This is a genomic window from Fictibacillus phosphorivorans (genome assembly GCF_023715845.1).
Taxonomy (GTDB): domain Bacteria; phylum Bacillota; class Bacilli; order Bacillales; family Fictibacillaceae; genus Fictibacillus; species Fictibacillus phosphorivorans_D.
Genome location: NZ_JAMBOR010000021.1, coordinates 20,186 through 34,356, shown reverse-complemented (window position 1 = coordinate 34,356; position 14,171 = coordinate 20,186). Strand labels below are relative to the sequence as shown.

The 14,171-nt window shown below is 38.6% G+C and carries 18 protein-coding genes and 1 other RNA gene; 15 read left to right on the top strand and 4 right to left on the bottom strand.

From position 1 onward, the window contains the following. Nucleotides 1-74 precede the first annotated feature (74 nt). The 9 genes from ablA (at nt 75) to M3206_RS14985 (ending at nt 8,700) form a co-directional block, all read left to right on the top strand. Nucleotides 75-1,502, top strand: coding sequence for a lysine 2,3-aminomutase (ablA, locus tag M3206_RS15025; RefSeq protein ID WP_251313346.1), 1,428 nt, complete (start codon nt 75-77; stop codon nt 1,500-1,502). 14 nt (nt 1,503-1,516) lie between these two features. Next, the gene (locus tag M3206_RS15020; protein WP_251313345.1) at nt 1,517-1,789 is read left to right on the top strand and encodes a YokU family protein; all 273 of its coding nucleotides are present in this window, start codon (nt 1,517-1,519) and stop codon (nt 1,787-1,789) included. A 20-nt stretch (nt 1,790-1,809) separates the two neighbouring features. Further along, nucleotides 1,810-3,231 (top strand): aspartate aminotransferase family protein, encoded by a 1,422-nt coding sequence (locus tag M3206_RS15015; protein WP_425590740.1) that lies wholly within the window; start codon nt 1,810-1,812, stop codon nt 3,229-3,231. A gap of 14 nt (nt 3,232-3,245) precedes the next feature. Continuing rightward, nucleotides 3,246-3,974: a CoA transferase subunit A gene (locus M3206_RS15010; protein ID WP_251313343.1), complete on the top strand. Its 729-nt coding sequence runs from the start codon at nt 3,246-3,248 to the stop codon at nt 3,972-3,974. Continuing rightward, nucleotides 3,917-4,579: a 3-oxoacid CoA-transferase subunit B gene (locus M3206_RS15005; RefSeq protein ID WP_251313342.1), complete on the top strand. Its 663-nt coding sequence runs from the start codon at nt 3,917-3,919 to the stop codon at nt 4,577-4,579. The genes M3206_RS15010 and M3206_RS15005 overlap by 58 nt, the downstream gene beginning before the upstream one ends. Before the next feature lie 20 nt (nt 4,580-4,599). Beyond that, a complete protein-coding gene (locus tag M3206_RS15000) occupies nt 4,600-5,859 on the top strand; it encodes a peptidase (protein WP_251313341.1) in 1,260 nt (419 codons plus the stop codon). Beyond that, on the top strand, nt 5,859-7,166 hold the full coding sequence (gene gabT, locus M3206_RS14995) for a 4-aminobutyrate--2-oxoglutarate transaminase (protein ID WP_251313340.1): 1,308 nt from the start codon (nt 5,859-5,861) through the stop codon (nt 7,164-7,166). Before M3206_RS15000 ends, gabT begins: the two co-directional genes overlap by 1 nt. Nucleotides 7,167-7,288: 122 nt before the next feature. Next, nucleotides 7,289-7,447 (top strand): hypothetical protein, encoded by a 159-nt coding sequence (locus M3206_RS14990; RefSeq protein WP_251313339.1) that lies wholly within the window; start codon nt 7,289-7,291, stop codon nt 7,445-7,447. Next, nucleotides 7,444-8,700, top strand: coding sequence for a hypothetical protein (locus M3206_RS14985; protein ID WP_251313338.1), 1,257 nt, complete (start codon nt 7,444-7,446; stop codon nt 8,698-8,700). Before M3206_RS14990 ends, M3206_RS14985 begins: the two co-directional genes overlap by 4 nt. A gap of 34 nt (nt 8,701-8,734) precedes the next feature. Here M3206_RS14985 and M3206_RS14980 read toward each other — a convergent pair whose 3' ends face one another. Next, nucleotides 8,735-8,983, bottom strand: coding sequence for a DNA alkylation repair protein (locus M3206_RS14980; RefSeq protein WP_251313337.1), 249 nt, complete (start codon nt 8,981-8,983; stop codon nt 8,735-8,737). Between the two features lie 105 nt (nt 8,984-9,088). Here M3206_RS14980 and M3206_RS14975 point away from each other — a divergent pair, with 105 nt between their 5' ends. From M3206_RS14975 to M3206_RS14965, 3 genes are all read left to right on the top strand, one after another. Continuing rightward, the gene (locus tag M3206_RS14975; RefSeq protein ID WP_251313336.1) at nt 9,089-9,229 is read left to right on the top strand and encodes a hypothetical protein; all 141 of its coding nucleotides are present in this window, start codon (nt 9,089-9,091) and stop codon (nt 9,227-9,229) included. 30 nt (nt 9,230-9,259) lie between these two features. After that, nucleotides 9,260-9,444: non-coding RNA, 6S RNA (gene ssrS / locus M3206_RS14970), on the top strand. 72 nt (nt 9,445-9,516) lie between these two features. Continuing rightward, nucleotides 9,517-10,404 (top strand): 5'-3' exonuclease, encoded by an 888-nt coding sequence (locus M3206_RS14965; RefSeq protein ID WP_251313335.1) that lies wholly within the window; start codon nt 9,517-9,519, stop codon nt 10,402-10,404. Here the strand turns inward: M3206_RS14965 and M3206_RS14960 are convergent. Further along, nucleotides 10,401-11,321 (bottom strand): DMT family transporter, encoded by a 921-nt coding sequence (locus M3206_RS14960; RefSeq protein ID WP_425590742.1) that lies wholly within the window; start codon nt 11,319-11,321, stop codon nt 10,401-10,403. The genes M3206_RS14965 and M3206_RS14960 overlap by 4 nt on opposite strands. Next, entirely contained in the window at nt 11,321-11,722 is a 402-nt protein-coding gene (locus M3206_RS14955) for a reverse transcriptase-like protein (protein ID WP_251313333.1), read from the bottom strand. The genes M3206_RS14960 and M3206_RS14955 overlap by 1 nt, the downstream gene beginning before the upstream one ends. A 73-nt stretch (nt 11,723-11,795) precedes the next feature. Between M3206_RS14955 and M3206_RS14950 the strand changes: the two genes are divergently transcribed. The 3 genes from M3206_RS14950 to M3206_RS14940 are packed head-to-tail and all read left to right on the top strand — an operon-like array spanning nt 11,796 to nt 13,464. Further along, complete coding sequence (locus tag M3206_RS14950; RefSeq protein ID WP_251313332.1) at nt 11,796-12,464, top strand: reverse transcriptase-like protein; 669 nt, start codon at nt 11,796-11,798, stop codon at nt 12,462-12,464. A 52-nt stretch (nt 12,465-12,516) separates the two neighbouring features. Next, the gene (locus tag M3206_RS14945) at nt 12,517-12,816 is read left to right on the top strand and encodes a DUF6123 family protein (RefSeq protein WP_251313331.1); all 300 of its coding nucleotides are present in this window, start codon (nt 12,517-12,519) and stop codon (nt 12,814-12,816) included. Nucleotides 12,817-12,819: 3 nt separating this feature from the next. Further along, nucleotides 12,820-13,464, top strand: coding sequence for an HD domain-containing protein (locus M3206_RS14940; RefSeq protein WP_251313330.1), 645 nt, complete (start codon nt 12,820-12,822; stop codon nt 13,462-13,464). Between the two features lie 308 nt (nt 13,465-13,772). Here the strand turns inward: M3206_RS14940 and M3206_RS14935 are convergent, their stop codons facing one another. Next, nucleotides 13,773-14,102, bottom strand: coding sequence for a 2Fe-2S iron-sulfur cluster-binding protein (locus M3206_RS14935; protein ID WP_251313329.1), 330 nt, complete (start codon nt 14,100-14,102; stop codon nt 13,773-13,775). Between the last annotated feature and the right edge of the window lie 69 nt (nt 14,103-14,171).

Here is a 14,171-nt window from a genome sequence, read left to right as displayed (position 1 = left end):
TTTTGAAATTTCAAAAAAATTGGCATGAATCTTGCGTGTGTTATGTGGTGTAGAAATAAAGGAGGTCATTATATATGCCGGTAGTTAATGGATTATATCAACCAAAAAAACATTGGAAAGAATATGAGCTTTGGAAAGATGTGACGGAAGAGCAATGGAATGATTGGTTATGGCAGCTTACCCATACGATTAGAAACTTAAAAGATTTAAGAAAAGTGATCAATCTAACTCCTGAAGAAGAAGAAGGCGTAAAAATCTCAACGATGACAATTCCATTGAACATCACACCCTATTATGCATGGCTGATGGATCAAGACGACCCGAGATGCCCGGTCCGTATGCAGTCTGTACCGATCGGAAAGGAAATTTTAAAGACCAAGTACGATTTAGAGGATCCCCTTCACGAAGATGAGGATTCACCTGTTCCTGGACTTACTCACCGTTATCCGGACAGAGTTCTCTTTTTAGTAACTAACCAATGTTCTATGTATTGCCGTTATTGTACGAGAAGACGGTTTTCAGGTCAGATCGGTATGGGAGTTCCAAAAAAGCAGCTTGATGCAGCTATTAATTATATAAGAAATAATCCGGAAGTAAGAGATTGCTTAATTTCTGGTGGAGATGGTCTATTAATCAATGACAATATTCTCGAATATATTTTAAAGAACCTTAGAGAGATCCCACACCTTGAAATTATTCGAATCGGTACTAGAGCTCCTGTAGTTTTCCCGCAAAGAATTACAGAAAATCTTTGTAATATCCTTAAAAAATACCATCCGGTGTGGCTGAATACACACTTTAATACTTCATTAGAGATTACAGAAGAGTCGAAAAGAGCTTGTGAAATGCTTGCGAATGCAGGGGTACCGGTTGGAAACCAATCTGTTATTCTAGCAGGAATTAATGACAGTGTACCAATCATGAAGAAGTTAATGCATGATCTTGTAAAAATAAGAGTTAGACCTTATTACATCTATCAGTGTGACCTTTCTGAAGGAATCGGACATTTCAGAGCTCCCGTATCGAAAGGACTTGAAATTATTGAAGGCTTAAGAGGGCATACATCAGGTTACGCTGTTCCAACATTTGTTGTGGACGCTCCAGGCGGAGGAGGAAAAATCGCCGTTCAGCCAAATTATATAATCTCTCAATCTCCGGAAAAAGTGGTTCTCAGAAACTTTGAAGGTGTCATCACTTCTTATCCTGAACCGCAAAACTATCAAGCTGGCAGAGCGGATGCTTATTTTAATGAGATTATGGGAACCAACCATATCAAACCTGCCATTGGAATATCAGCATTGATGCGTGACGAAACATTCAACTTGGTTCCGCAAGGTTTAAAACGTTTAGAACGAAGAGAAAATTATGAAAAAAATCCTGAACATAGTTCATTAAAAGATAAACGAGACAAACGTGATGAATTGAAAGAGAAAAAATTTAAATTAGAACAAGAGAAAAACGCAGGAGATTCAATCCCTCCTGAAGAACAGAAGAATGCATAAGAATGGAGGATAACATGAAGTGTTTATGGTGTGAAAATGACAATGCCGAGCAGACGGCACGTACCGGTTATTGGGAACTGCCGGACGGCACAAGAGCAATCGAAATAACGATCATTCCTTCAGTTTCCTGCCCATCTTGTGGAATGGAGTATCAAGAAGACCACGTTGTAGAGGAAATTGAGGATCAGCTTATGCTTATTGACACAAAAAAGATCGGTGAATCGATTTCGTTTACGGAGCTCATGAGTATACCAAGATTTTTAAAGAAAAATTATTTTAAGCTATAACAACTCATGTTAATAAGGAAATGTCCTACTTTCGGGCATTTCCTTTTCACCCCTTAGAGGAAGGAGCCTTTTTTATGAGGAAATCACATCTCATTAAACCGGTTCTAGGAAATGATTATCCAGTAATTAGTCACGGTAAAGGAATCTACCTATACGATAAGGATGGAAAGCAGTACATTGACGGATCATCAGGAGCGATTACTGCCAACATTGGGCACGGAGTTCAAGAAATTGCTGAAGCGATGTGGAATCAAGCAAAACATGTATCCTTTGTATATCGATCTCAGTTTACGAGTGATGTTGCTGAAACATTGGCAGAAAAACTAGCAGAAATCGCACCGGGAGATCTAAATTCCGTTTTCTTCGTTAATAGTGGTTCTGAGGCGACAGAAACCGCATTAAAGATTGCTATTCAATATTTTCAAGAGCAAGGGAATTTCACGAAAACAAAGATACTATCCAGATGGACCAGTTACCACGGAATTACACTAGGTGCTTTGTCAATGTCTGGACATCAGATAAGAAGGCAGCGTTTTAACTTTCTTTTGGAAGATTTCCCTGTTGCCCCAGCACCTTATTGTTATCAATGCCCGTTAAAAGAAACCTATCCGGGATGCGGGATAAGGTGCGCCGATGAACTAGAAAACATTGTTCAGGCAATTGGGCCCGAGCAGATCGCCGCTTTTATTGTTGAACCAATAATTGGCGCTTCGGGCGGAGCCATCGTTCCTCCTGATGAATATTATTCAAAAATCAGAGCGGTTTGTAATAAGTACGATATTTTAATGATCGCTGATGAAGTAATGACAGGAATGGGAAGAACGGGGAAAATGTTTGCGATGGAACACTGGGGAGTGGTCCCAGACATCATCGCTATCGGTAAAGGGATGAGTGCAGGCTATACTCCTATGGCTGCAACAATCGTATCAGACAAAATGATGAAAGCGATTGAATCTGGAAGTAAAATTGTGATGAGCGGTCATACGTTCAGTGCCAATCCACAATCAGCGGCAGTCTGTTTAGCTGTTCTTCATTATATGGAAAAACATAACCTCCAAGAAAATGCTGCATTGATGGGAGATTATCTTCTCAACCATTTACAGCGTTTGCAATGGAAGTATTCATTGATCGGCGATGTTCGTGGAAAAGGATTATTATGCGGTCTTGAGCTCGTTAAAGACCCAATAACGAAAGAACCATTTGAGCTTTCTAACAAGATCACAGACCGTCTCCTTGCCATTTGCTTTGAAAAAGGTCTGCTTGTCTATCCGGCGGTTGGAGGTGTAACCGGATTCTCAGGAGATTCTATTCTTATCTCTCCGCCACTGACGGTTACAAAAGAACAGATCAATGACATTATTGATATTTTAGATCAATCGATCTGCGAACTTACGAATCAACTAATCTCTGAAGGTTTATATATTACGGAAGCCACGAGTTGAAAGAGGTGTGAGAGATGGCACAAGTAAATAAACAAATTTCATTAGAAAGTGCATCTCAATATTTTTTTGACGGAATGTCACTGATGGTAGGGGGGTTTGGAGGAGTAGGTGCTCCTCCATCCCTCATAAATCTCATTCTGGATAAAAATATTCAAGATATTTTTCTGATTAGCAATGACACAGGATTTCCTTGGATCGGGCCAGGTAAATTGATTACGGAAAAGCGAGTTAAGAAATTGATCGCCTCGCATATTGGTTCAAATCCGGAAGCTGGTGAACAGATGCAGGAGGGAACTTTGGACGTTGAGTTTGTCCCTCAAGGAACACTCGCCGAAAAAATCAGGGCAGGGGGTATGGGATTAGGCGGTATTTTAGTCGATGTAGGTTTAGGTACGGTGGTTGAAGCAAACAAAGAAAAAGTTCAGGTTAACCACAAAGAGTATATGATCGAGACCGCTTTAACAGCTGACGTTTCAATAGTCTATGCAAAAAAAGCAGATCCCTATGGGAATCTCATCTATGACAAAAGTGCGCGAAATACAAATCCTCTTGTAGCTACAGCAGGACAGATTACGATCGCTGAAGTTGAAGAAATTGTGCCGATCGGCTCATTAAATCCAGAAGAAATCATTACTCCTGGTGTTTATGTTGATTACATTATTCAAAGTAAAGGAGTGGACTGGAAATGGGTTTGGGAATTGAAACAAGGCACAGGATCGCAAGAAGGGCAGCGCTCGAAATAAAAGATGGTATGACAGTGAACCTGGGCATAGGAATCCCTACACTAGTTGCTGATTATATCCCAAAAGAATTACATATTATGCTCCATACAGAGAATGGCATTTTAGGCATGGGCGGTTCACCTCTTGAAGGTGAGGAAGACGGAAACCTATCTAATGCGGGAGGATATCCAGTAACGATTCAGCCTGGTGCTTCTTACTTTGACAGCGCCACAGCTTTTGGAATCATTCGCAAAGGTTTGCTTGATGTAACGATATTAGGTGCATTGGAAGTTAGTGAGAGAGGCGATATCGCCAATTGGATCGTACCTGGAAAGCGTGTACCAGGCATGGGAGGTGCGATCGACCTTGCACAAAAAGCGAAAAAAGTAATCATTTTAATGAATCATACAGACAAGTACGGAAACCCCAAAATTGTGAAAGACTGTTCACTGCCCCTTACGGTTAAAGAAGGGGCGCATATGATCATCACTGAAAGAGCAGTCTTTCAGTGTGAGAAAGGAAAATTAGTTCTCAAGGAAATCATGAATCCATATACGATCAATGAGGTTATTGAGACAACAGGTGCTGCTGTAGTTGTGGATGAAAAAGTTTCTGTATTTCAATAAATTGCTTAGGGAGGACAATCATGCTTTTAAAAGAAAAACTCTCAAATTGGCTGTTGAATGAGCAAGACAAGGCTATACGATTCTTGCAGGAAACCGTTCAAGAAGCAAGTACGACTGGAAATGAATCTGGCGTTCAGAATTTGATCGCGAAGAAACTAAACGATATGGGTCTCGAAGTGGACATGTGGCATCCTGATGGAGAAGAGCTTGCAAAACACCCTTACTTTTGTGCAAGCCGTACGAACTTTAATACGAGCCCCAATGTAGTTGGGATTTGGAGAGGAAAAGGAAATGGACGGTCACTCGTCTTAAACGGACATATTGATGTTGTGCCTGAAGGTGATCTGAAACAATGGGATGACCATCCATACAGCGGGAAGATCATAGATGGCAAGCTTTATGGTCGTGGCTCTACTGATATGAAGGGAGGAAATTTATCTCTTCTTCTTGCCATTCAGGCTTTAAAAGAAACAGGAACTATATTAGAGGGAGACCTTTATTTTCATAGTGTCATAGAAGAAGAGAGTGGAGGTGCAGGAACACTGGCAGCTGTTCTTAGAGGGTATACGGCGGACGCAGCCATCATTCCTGAACCAACAAATATGAAAATATTCCCGGCTCAACAAGGATCCATGTGGTTTAAAGTTACGATTAAAGGTAAGTCTGCACATGGTGGCACCCGTTATGAAGGAATCAGTGCCATCGAGAAAACGGCTGTCGTATTAGAAGCAATTCAATCTCTTGAAACGAAACGCAACGAAAGAATAACGGACCCCTTATACAAGGATATACCCATACCAGTACCTATTAACATTGGAAAAATAACTGGCGGAAACTGGCCATCTTCCGTTCCTGATACTGTTAAATTAGAAGGTAGAATTGGTGTTGCCCCTAATGAAACACTTGAGGAAGTAAAACAGGAATTAGAAGATTATCTTTCTAGTATTCAGGATGATTGGCTATCTGAGAATCCGGTCACGGTAGAATGGTTTGGAGCACAATGGCTTCCTGGATCGATTGAGACGGATCATCCTCTCATGAGTACACTTATTAAGAACTATGAACACGTAAAAAAAGTACGCCCCACAATAGAAGCTTCTCCATGGGGGACAGATGGAGGTCTGCTTTCACAAGTAGGAAACACACCTTCCATTGTTTTTGGTCCAGGCGTTACGGCAGTAGCACATTACCCGAATGAGTACATTGAAATTTCTAAGATAATCGAAGCGGCAGAGATTATCGCTTTAACCATTTATGACTGGTGCGGGGGGAGTAACTGATGAAGAAATCAGAAGCGTTATTAAAGAGAAAAGAATTGCATGTCCCCAGAGGACCCTTTAATACGGTATTGAGTTTTCTGGATCATGCAAAAGGCAGTACGATGACAGATGTTGACGGCAAAGAATACATTGATTTTGCCGGTGCAATCGGCACGCTTAATGTCGGCCATTGCCCGCCACGAGTCGTTGATGCATTAAAAAAACAACTTGATAAATATATTCACCCTTGTTTTCATGTCATGATGTATGAACCGTACATCCAGCTCGCTGAAAAGTTAAACGAGATCACCCCGGGGACTCATCACAAAAAAACCTTCTTCTTAAACAGCGGGGCAGAAGCTGTAGAGAACGCTATAAAAATAGCTCGGAAATATACAGGACGAAAAGCGATTATTTCCTTTGAACGAGGTTTTCATGGAAGAACGCTTCTTGCCATGTCATTAACAAGCAAAGTAAAACCGTATAAATTTGAATTTGGTCCCTTTGCTCCTGAAACATACAAGATGCCGTACCCTTACTATTATAGAGATGAACGTAATACAGAAGAAACGGATAGAGCGATTTTAAACAAGTTTGAAGACTTCTTTTTAGGTGAAGTTCCCCCAGAAGAAATCGCAGCAATCATCTTTGAACCTGTTCAAGGTGAAGGAGGTTTTGTAATTCCATCAAAGAATTTCATAAAAGGACTCCGCCAGATTTGTGATAAATATAATATCGTATTGATTGCAGATGAAATCCAAACCGGTTTCGGACGTACTGGAAAAATGTTTGCCATGGAGCACTTTGATGTAGTTCCAGACTTGATGACGATGTCTAAATCAATCGCTGCTGGCCTTCCTATTTCGGCAGTAACAGGCAGAGCTGAAATGATGGATGCACCAGCTCCTGGAGAAATCGGGGGAACATATGGCGGGAGTCCACTTGGTTGTGTAGCAGCACTTGAAGTTATTTCCATGATCGAAGAAGAACAGTTATTAACGAAGGCAAATAAAATTGGTGAAATCATATTGAGTACGTTTACTAAATGGAAAGATCAATACGAATTTATCGGTGATGTAAGAGGAATCGGAGCCATGTGTGCACTAGAAATCGTGAAAGATAAGAAATCAAAAGCACCAGATGCGGACAAAGCAAAGAAAATTATCGCATTATGCAACCTGAACGGCGTTGCGATTATGGGAGCAGGATTATATAGCAATGTGATCAGAATTCTCTCGCCACTCGTTATTTCAGAAGAACAGCTACAAAAAGGACTTAACATCATTGAAGAACAGCTGAATCATATAAGTGAGACTGTATCCATGTAATAAGTTAAACCTTGCTGCGACGGCAAGGTTTTTTTATTCCAAAAAGTAGAAAAATTTCATTAATATTCTAACTATTATGATATTCTTTTACTAAAAGAGAGATAGAGATGAGGGTCGCGGTTTTGTATAAATGGAAAAAGCTTTTTATCGGAGTTGGTTTACTTATTGGATTTATCATTTTTACTCAATATAAGCAAAATGCTGAACCTGTTTGGAAAGTGAATGAAAAAACTTTCAGGTTATTAACGATTGGGACGAATTACTGGAGAAAGAAGAAATGAAGCACGATGATCTGAAATTCGCCACTCGATTTAATATGCTCAAAGACAGCAATAAATCAATTCTACTCCCAAACGAAAATCGAACACTAAGAATCGAAAAGACATGGAATAATGGCTATCAATTTTATGTCCTTTACAGTGTGGACCTTTTAGAACGTGACAAAAATGAGGCGGAAATTCCGAAGCTAAGAGTTGATAAGATAATAATGACTACGAATAAGGGAGAAGGTTTCGAAACGGAAGCTCAGTTATTTAAAGGAAACACTGATTTAGAAGGTTATGTCTATAAGCATCGATTTTATCGTTCGTTTATGGTTTATCCAAATTTTGAGGACGTTCAAGAAAAAGATTGGGAAAAATTCAGCAACAGTGAGAGATTGGAACTAACATCATTGAGCATTAACTCTAGTAAGGGAGAAACAGCTGTTGACTCTTTAGCTTTTAAGATTAACCCAAACGGTGATACGATTGCTTCAAGCAAAGTTGAAAAAACGTTAAAACTTTATGATAGTACAGAGATAAAACTAAACAAGCTGGAATTTTATCAGATGGGCACAAGATTAACCACCGATAAACATAAAAATGATCATTTAATTGGTTTTAGTGGCTGGAATAAAGATTCAGGCTTTCCGATCGAATATGGAATTCATAAAGGTCCGAACGGGAAAACCTATATAGAATCCTTTTCCATAATGAATCTATTACTAATGATGGATCGAACGGATCAATCTGAATTCACTGTATCTCAATCCTTACATGTAACAGATGGCAGTTATTCATTTATTGTACCTAAAAAAGAAATGGCTAAAGCTGTTAATAATCCTGACGTTCAAATTCAAATGAACCAATCAATTGTAGTTAAAGAAGGGATTAAAGCCTTTTATAAAGGATTAATTTTTGATCAGACTAATAACCAGTTTGGAATTAAATTCACCTTGGAAACGAATGCAGAACCGATTGACAACTATATGTTTTACCCAAAACCCCAATATCATTATCAAAATATAGATGAAATGGAACAGGATAAACGTTATTTAGCAAATTTAGTTTCGATAAAAGACTCTAAAGGGAAAGAACTAGAGGATTATGGGGTAGAGAGTATCATCACTGACAGGAATTCTGAATTCATGATTTCTTTTTATGATGACATACCAAAAGACGATTTAACGATAACCCTTTCAAACTTAACTCGGATTGAACCTTTGAAGAAAGAGATTAAGATTCCAGTTAAATTTCCTGCGTTGAGCAAATAAAAAAGGCTGCTAAGATGTCTGCAGCCTTTTTTTATTACCTTGGATTGCTTTGTGCACGTTTAATGTACATTTCCTCTTCACCTACAACACCACAAGCTCCGCATTGAATTAATCTTTCGGAACCTTTATACGGAATGTGAAACATATCGAGTTGACCTTCTTCATATTGTTGTACAACATTTCCTGTTGAAGGGTCTAGTTTTACAGAGACTGGCCTTTGTTCAATGACATTAAAACGCGTTCGATTTGTTTTGCAATTAGGACATAAATAAGGATTTGCCAATAGTAAGACCTCCTTTTTAGTATTTAGATTAACCATTTAAGGAAAAATTATGTAAGTTTTAATTTAATCATTTTTAGCCATAGTAAATATAAGGAGGGATAATAAATGGGCAGACAGAAAAAAGGGAATGCGAATGCGCAAAGAAATAACAATGTAAAAGAAAACGGAGCAGAAAACCAGACGGAATTTGCTTCTTATGCTGAGTTAGAAGTTGAAAAAATGCATCACGGTAAGAAAACAAAATGAATTTACATCTGACTTAATACAGAGTATAATAAAAATCTGCGATGTTAGTGGCTTTCCAATGTCTTTAACCTATGTGCTAAAGACGGGAATCCTATATGATCTGTCAGACAGTCATGCCTTGCACTCGACATGGAAGGCTGTAACGGCAGCTGCGGATACCCACCTGAGAGATCAGGTTCCAAAGGCATATAAAGTCACGGCAGAGCGGATTTTACTTAACCATCAACAAGCGTATTTTACTTCACTGTAAAATGCGCTTTTTTCATAACATAACGGGGGAAACGGGTATGGAGAAAAAAGAAGTATTATTATTGATCGACGGGTTTAACCTGCTGAGCAGATGTTATTTTGCAACAGCATACGGAAAGGAAATGCATGATTTGCCTCGAAATTCGAAAGGGCAATTCATAAACGCCATTCGTGTAACGATTCAGAAGTTACTGATGCTTGTTAGAGAACACGAGCCAACGCATATTGCAGTTGCTTGGGATGTAAAACGGGAAGAGACTCTTCGAAGAGAAAGATTTGCTGATTATAAAGGAACACGAAACGAATTGCCTGAGCCACTTATTCAGCAGTATGAAACACTGGTTGAACTGTTCGATTCAATTGGCATTTCTCAGCTAACTATTCCTAGATATGAAGCAGATGATATCATCGGTACTTTGGTAAACCGCTGGCGTAATGAAAAAGACGGAGAATGTATTATCTATAGTAATGACCGTGATCTATTACAGCTATTATGTGATCGAACTTCTCAGCTTATTTCTATAAAGAGAGAAGAACTGAAATATACATTGAATCATTTTCAAGAAGAATATGGGATCACTCCTGCTCAATGGATTGATGTAAAAGCGTTATTAGGAGATAAGAGTGATAATATTCCGGGAGTAGCAGGGGTTGGAGATAAAGCTGCTTTGCCACTAATCCAACAATATGGTGCTGTTGAACATATCTATGAAAACTTTGAAAACCTGGATCCTAAATTTAAACGTTATCTAAAAAAGCTTGAAGCAGGAAGAGATATGGCTGTTTTAAGTAAAGAATTATGTACGATCTTTACGGATGTTCCGGACCTCATCGAGAAGGATCTTGATGAATGCCGATATCAATTAAATAAAGAAGCGGTTCGTGAAGCATTACAAGCCTTAGAAATACAAATAAGAGTGGGTTAGAAACCCACTCTTTTTTTCTTTTTGAATGTTACATCCGTGTACTTCAACTCGGAAAGAATCATACCGAAAAGAATAAGAATACATCCGATAAGCGCTTTTGAGCCTAGACGTTCATTTAGTACGATAAATGCAGTAATTGCTGCAAATACAGGTTCCATCGCAAAGATTAAGGCCACTCTTGCAGGAGTGGTATAAGATTGAAAATACGTTTGAGCTAAAAAGGCGAGAGCTGTCGCAAACAATGATGTGATAAGTAAGGCCGTTATGACTTCGGATTTAAGCAGCATATTCATAGCAAATATTCCTTGCCATCGCTCAGTAAATAACGCTGTAATCAAACTTAATATAGATACGGTAAACAATTGCACAACAGTCAAACCTAATGCATCAAATGATTTAGCAAATTTACCGGTAAAAACGATATGGAGGGCAAACGATATGGCACATAAAAGCACATAGCCATCACCTATGTTTAATGAGAAACGATCATGAATCGTTAGTAAATACAATCCAAACACTGCGAGTACTGAACTCATTCCGATCTGCCAGTCTAACCTTTGCTTGAGTAATACATAGCTGAAAAGAGGGACGAGAACAACACTTAATCCCGTAATAAAACCAGCTTTAGAAGAAGTCGTGTAAAGAAGTCCCACAGTTTGAAAGCCATAACCTAGGAACAGCCAAAATCCTAATATCAAGCCACTTCTTAATAGATGTTTGTTTCGGAATTCCTTAAACGAAATACGCTTAAAAAAGTATACAATAAATAATAAAAGGATGGCTGCTATAAAAAAACGTACCGTATTAAATGAATAAGGTTCAAGAAATGCGATTGCTTTTTGAACAATTACAAAAGTCGTTCCCCAAACGAACGCAACTAATAGCAAATTAAAATCCGCAAACCATGGTTTCTTTATCATTTGGTTTTCCTGTTTAGTTGAATGGCTTTTCTGGCCAATTCATCGGCTACTTTATTTTGTTTCGATGGAATCCATTTTATAAAGAATAAGTCGAGCTGGTCAGCAAAAGTTAAAGCCTGCTCAAGGAGAACCGTGTATCTTTTGTCCTTTGCATACCTTTTTTCAACTGCGCTTTCTACAGCTTGAGAATCGGTTCGGAAGGATACTATACGCCAATTGTTTTCAACACATAACTCTAAGCCACGGATGAGGGCCAGAAATTCTGCTTCATGGTTAGACATCATACCTAATGGGAAATGATAAGATTGGGTTGTCCCATCTCCAATTTTTACATAAACTCCTGCACCTGATAAACCAGGGTCACCAGCACTTGCACCATCTATATATACTTCGATCAATGGATGACTCTCCTCTATATAAACTTATATACGTATTATAATGGACTTTAAATAAAACAAAAAGGAGATTGTTATGAAGTTCTCCATCGAATATTTTTATAAACATCCTAAATCTCATTTTAAAATCAAATTTGTTTCTGATCCGGTTTCTCTACAAGAAGCCATTTTCACAGCTAATGATCTTGAAAAAACTGGCCGACTCTCCGAATTGCTATTCGTTGATTCTAAAGGTGTAACTTGGACAAAAAAAGAATTACTAAAGCTTACTGAAGTTAAAAAAGAAGAGCCTAAAGACATCCGGTTATTTTTTGATGGTGGTTTTTTGGCGGAATCCGGTATCAGCGGCCAAGGGATTGTGATCTACTATTCACAGAATGGGTTAAACTATCGGATTAAGAAAAACGCTAACTATACAAATCTTGAATCAAACAATGAAGCAGAGTATGCAGCGTTATGGGAAGCTGCACGGGAACTTGAAGAACTAGGCGTTCAATATGAACAGGTCGTTATTCAAGGGGACTCTAAGGTTGTGATCGAACAGATGAAAGGTGAGTGGCCATGTTATGAAGTGAATCTCCAAAACTGGGCAGATAAAATCGACATCTTGTTCAAAAAACTTCAAATTGAGCCGGTTTATGAATGGATTGCAAGAAACGAAAATAAAGATGCTGACCACTTAGTGAACCAAGCTTTGAACGGAAAGATCATCAAAGCAAAAAAAGAAGTCATTGATAATTCCTGATTGTAACTGATACAATCTATTAGAATCTTTTGACTTTGGGGTTGGTTAAAATATGGCAGCAAACATTCTAGAAGATTATGTAGCATGGCTAGCTTCAAAAGGTTTCCGCCTTTCAGATGGTGATCTTCATTTTATTGATTTTGGGAAGCATTATACGGAAGCAACTGAATCACAAGTGAAGATAGCTTTAGAAGTTACGCTCGTCAAGCAATTATCGTTTGATGCGAGTTATTTTATTGCACTTCTTGAATCCTTTGTTCAAGAAGGTGTCCGTTCAAAAAAGCGCGCTTATGAATGGCTCGATCATTTACAGTCGAGCCGAGAAATGAACCAATCTTGTATAGTGGGGTAATAAATGAGTAATTCCATAATAGAAAAAACCGAGGAATTTGTTAGAGAAAAATTAAAAGATGAAAGTAGTGGACACGACTGGTACCATATTTACCGTGTAACAAAGCTGGCAGAAACGATCGCAGAGCATGAAGGTGCTGATCGCTTCATTTGTGTAATGGCCGCATTACTGCATGATATAGCGGATGAAAAAATAGCGGGCACAGAAGAGGAAGGACTAAAAGAGGTTAAATTATGGCTCGAATCCATCGCCTTGGAAAGTAAATACATAGACCATATAGTATCCATTATCAGCACAATGTCATTTAAAGGTGGAAATCAGTCTCCTATGCAAACGATTGAAGGAAAAGTTGTCCAAGATGCGGACAGATTGGATGCAATAGGTGCTATTGGGATAGGAAGAACTTTTGCTTATTCTGGAGCAAAAGGACAACTAATGTATGATCCTAATATTCCTGTCAGAGAAAAGATGACAAAAGATCAATACCGAAATGAAAAAAGTACTGCGGTTAACCACTTTTATGAAAAATTATTAAAGTTAAAAGATAAGATGAACACGGAAATCGGAAAAAAAATGGCCGATGAACGTCATGCCTTTTTAGAAAAATTCTTAGAGCAGTTTTTTGAAGAATGGGAAGGGAAAAGGTAGGTTTTAGTCCCTCGATGAAGTTTTAGATAGCGAGGCTGACCATGTCAGCCTTCTTTTTATTCAATTAAAAGTTCCGAATGCATTTTAACGGTACGTGTTCTTTTATTCTGTTACACGTTCGCGCAAGATGACCCTCGTTTCGCACAGAAGCGTCGAGCTACGCGCAAAAACTTTGATTTTCGAGCAGGACAGGTAGTTTTTCGCGCAAACTTGCTGATTCAGACATTTTCAAAACGTCATTTTAACTCTTGTTTTACAAAAAAAGAGGATTGAACTCAAAAGCTGTTACACTTTTGAGTTCGAGCCTTTTATTCGCATTCTTCGTCAGGACGAGGACCAGCATCTAATCCTTCAGATGTTGCCGTCAATACAGGTTTGATGGACGCATCTGAACTTACACAAACTTGGCAGGATAGTCTAACGTTTTCAGATAAGCCTTTTGTTTCAATGATGTTCGCTTCTTTTTCCCCTATTGGACCAAGGTCTCCAGACAAAACTTCAACACGACATGTTGTACATCTTGCTTTTCCTCCACAGCGGTGAAGAATATCAATTCCATTGTCTTCTAACGCTAGGACTAGTTTTTTCCCATTTTCAACGTTATACGTTCCATAACCTTGTACATCAATTCTTGCCATGTATGTACCTCCTTAAGAATATCTTTCCATTTCTATTATACGATAACCTGAATGGAAGTAAATTAAACG

What these genes read in the sequence shown, in the direction of transcription:
- M3206_RS14965 (WP_251313335.1), top strand. Translation starts at nt 9,517, where the DNA reads ATGGAGAAAAAAGAAGTATTATTATTGATCGACGGGTTTAACCTGCTG.
- gabT (WP_251313340.1), top strand. Translation starts at nt 5,859, where the DNA reads ATGAAGAAATCAGAAGCGTTATTAAAGAGAAAAGAATTGCATGTCCCC.
- M3206_RS15000 (WP_251313341.1), top strand. Translation starts at nt 4,600, where the DNA reads ATGCTTTTAAAAGAAAAACTCTCAAATTGGCTGTTGAATGAGCAAGAC.
- M3206_RS14935 (WP_251313329.1), bottom strand. Translation starts at nt 14,102, where the DNA reads ATGGCAAGAATTGATGTACAAGGTTATGGAACGTATAACGTTGAAAAT.
- M3206_RS15005 (WP_251313342.1), top strand. Translation starts at nt 3,917, where the DNA reads ATGGGTTTGGGAATTGAAACAAGGCACAGGATCGCAAGAAGGGCAGCG.
- M3206_RS14945 (WP_251313331.1), top strand. Translation starts at nt 12,517, where the DNA reads ATGGCAGCAAACATTCTAGAAGATTATGTAGCATGGCTAGCTTCAAAA.
- M3206_RS14975 (WP_251313336.1), top strand. Translation starts at nt 9,089, where the DNA reads ATGGGCAGACAGAAAAAAGGGAATGCGAATGCGCAAAGAAATAACAAT.
- ablA (WP_251313346.1), top strand. Translation starts at nt 75, where the DNA reads ATGCCGGTAGTTAATGGATTATATCAACCAAAAAAACATTGGAAAGAA.
- M3206_RS15020 (WP_251313345.1), top strand. Translation starts at nt 1,517, where the DNA reads ATGAAGTGTTTATGGTGTGAAAATGACAATGCCGAGCAGACGGCACGT.
- M3206_RS15010 (WP_251313343.1), top strand. Translation starts at nt 3,246, where the DNA reads ATGGCACAAGTAAATAAACAAATTTCATTAGAAAGTGCATCTCAATAT.
- M3206_RS15015 (WP_425590740.1), top strand. Translation starts at nt 1,810, where the DNA reads ATGTCCTACTTTCGGGCATTTCCTTTTCACCCCTTAGAGGAAGGAGCC.
- M3206_RS14950 (WP_251313332.1), top strand. Translation starts at nt 11,796, where the DNA reads ATGAAGTTCTCCATCGAATATTTTTATAAACATCCTAAATCTCATTTT.
- M3206_RS14940 (WP_251313330.1), top strand. Translation starts at nt 12,820, where the DNA reads ATGAGTAATTCCATAATAGAAAAAACCGAGGAATTTGTTAGAGAAAAA.
- M3206_RS14985 (WP_251313338.1), top strand. Translation starts at nt 7,444, where the DNA reads ATGAAGCACGATGATCTGAAATTCGCCACTCGATTTAATATGCTCAAA.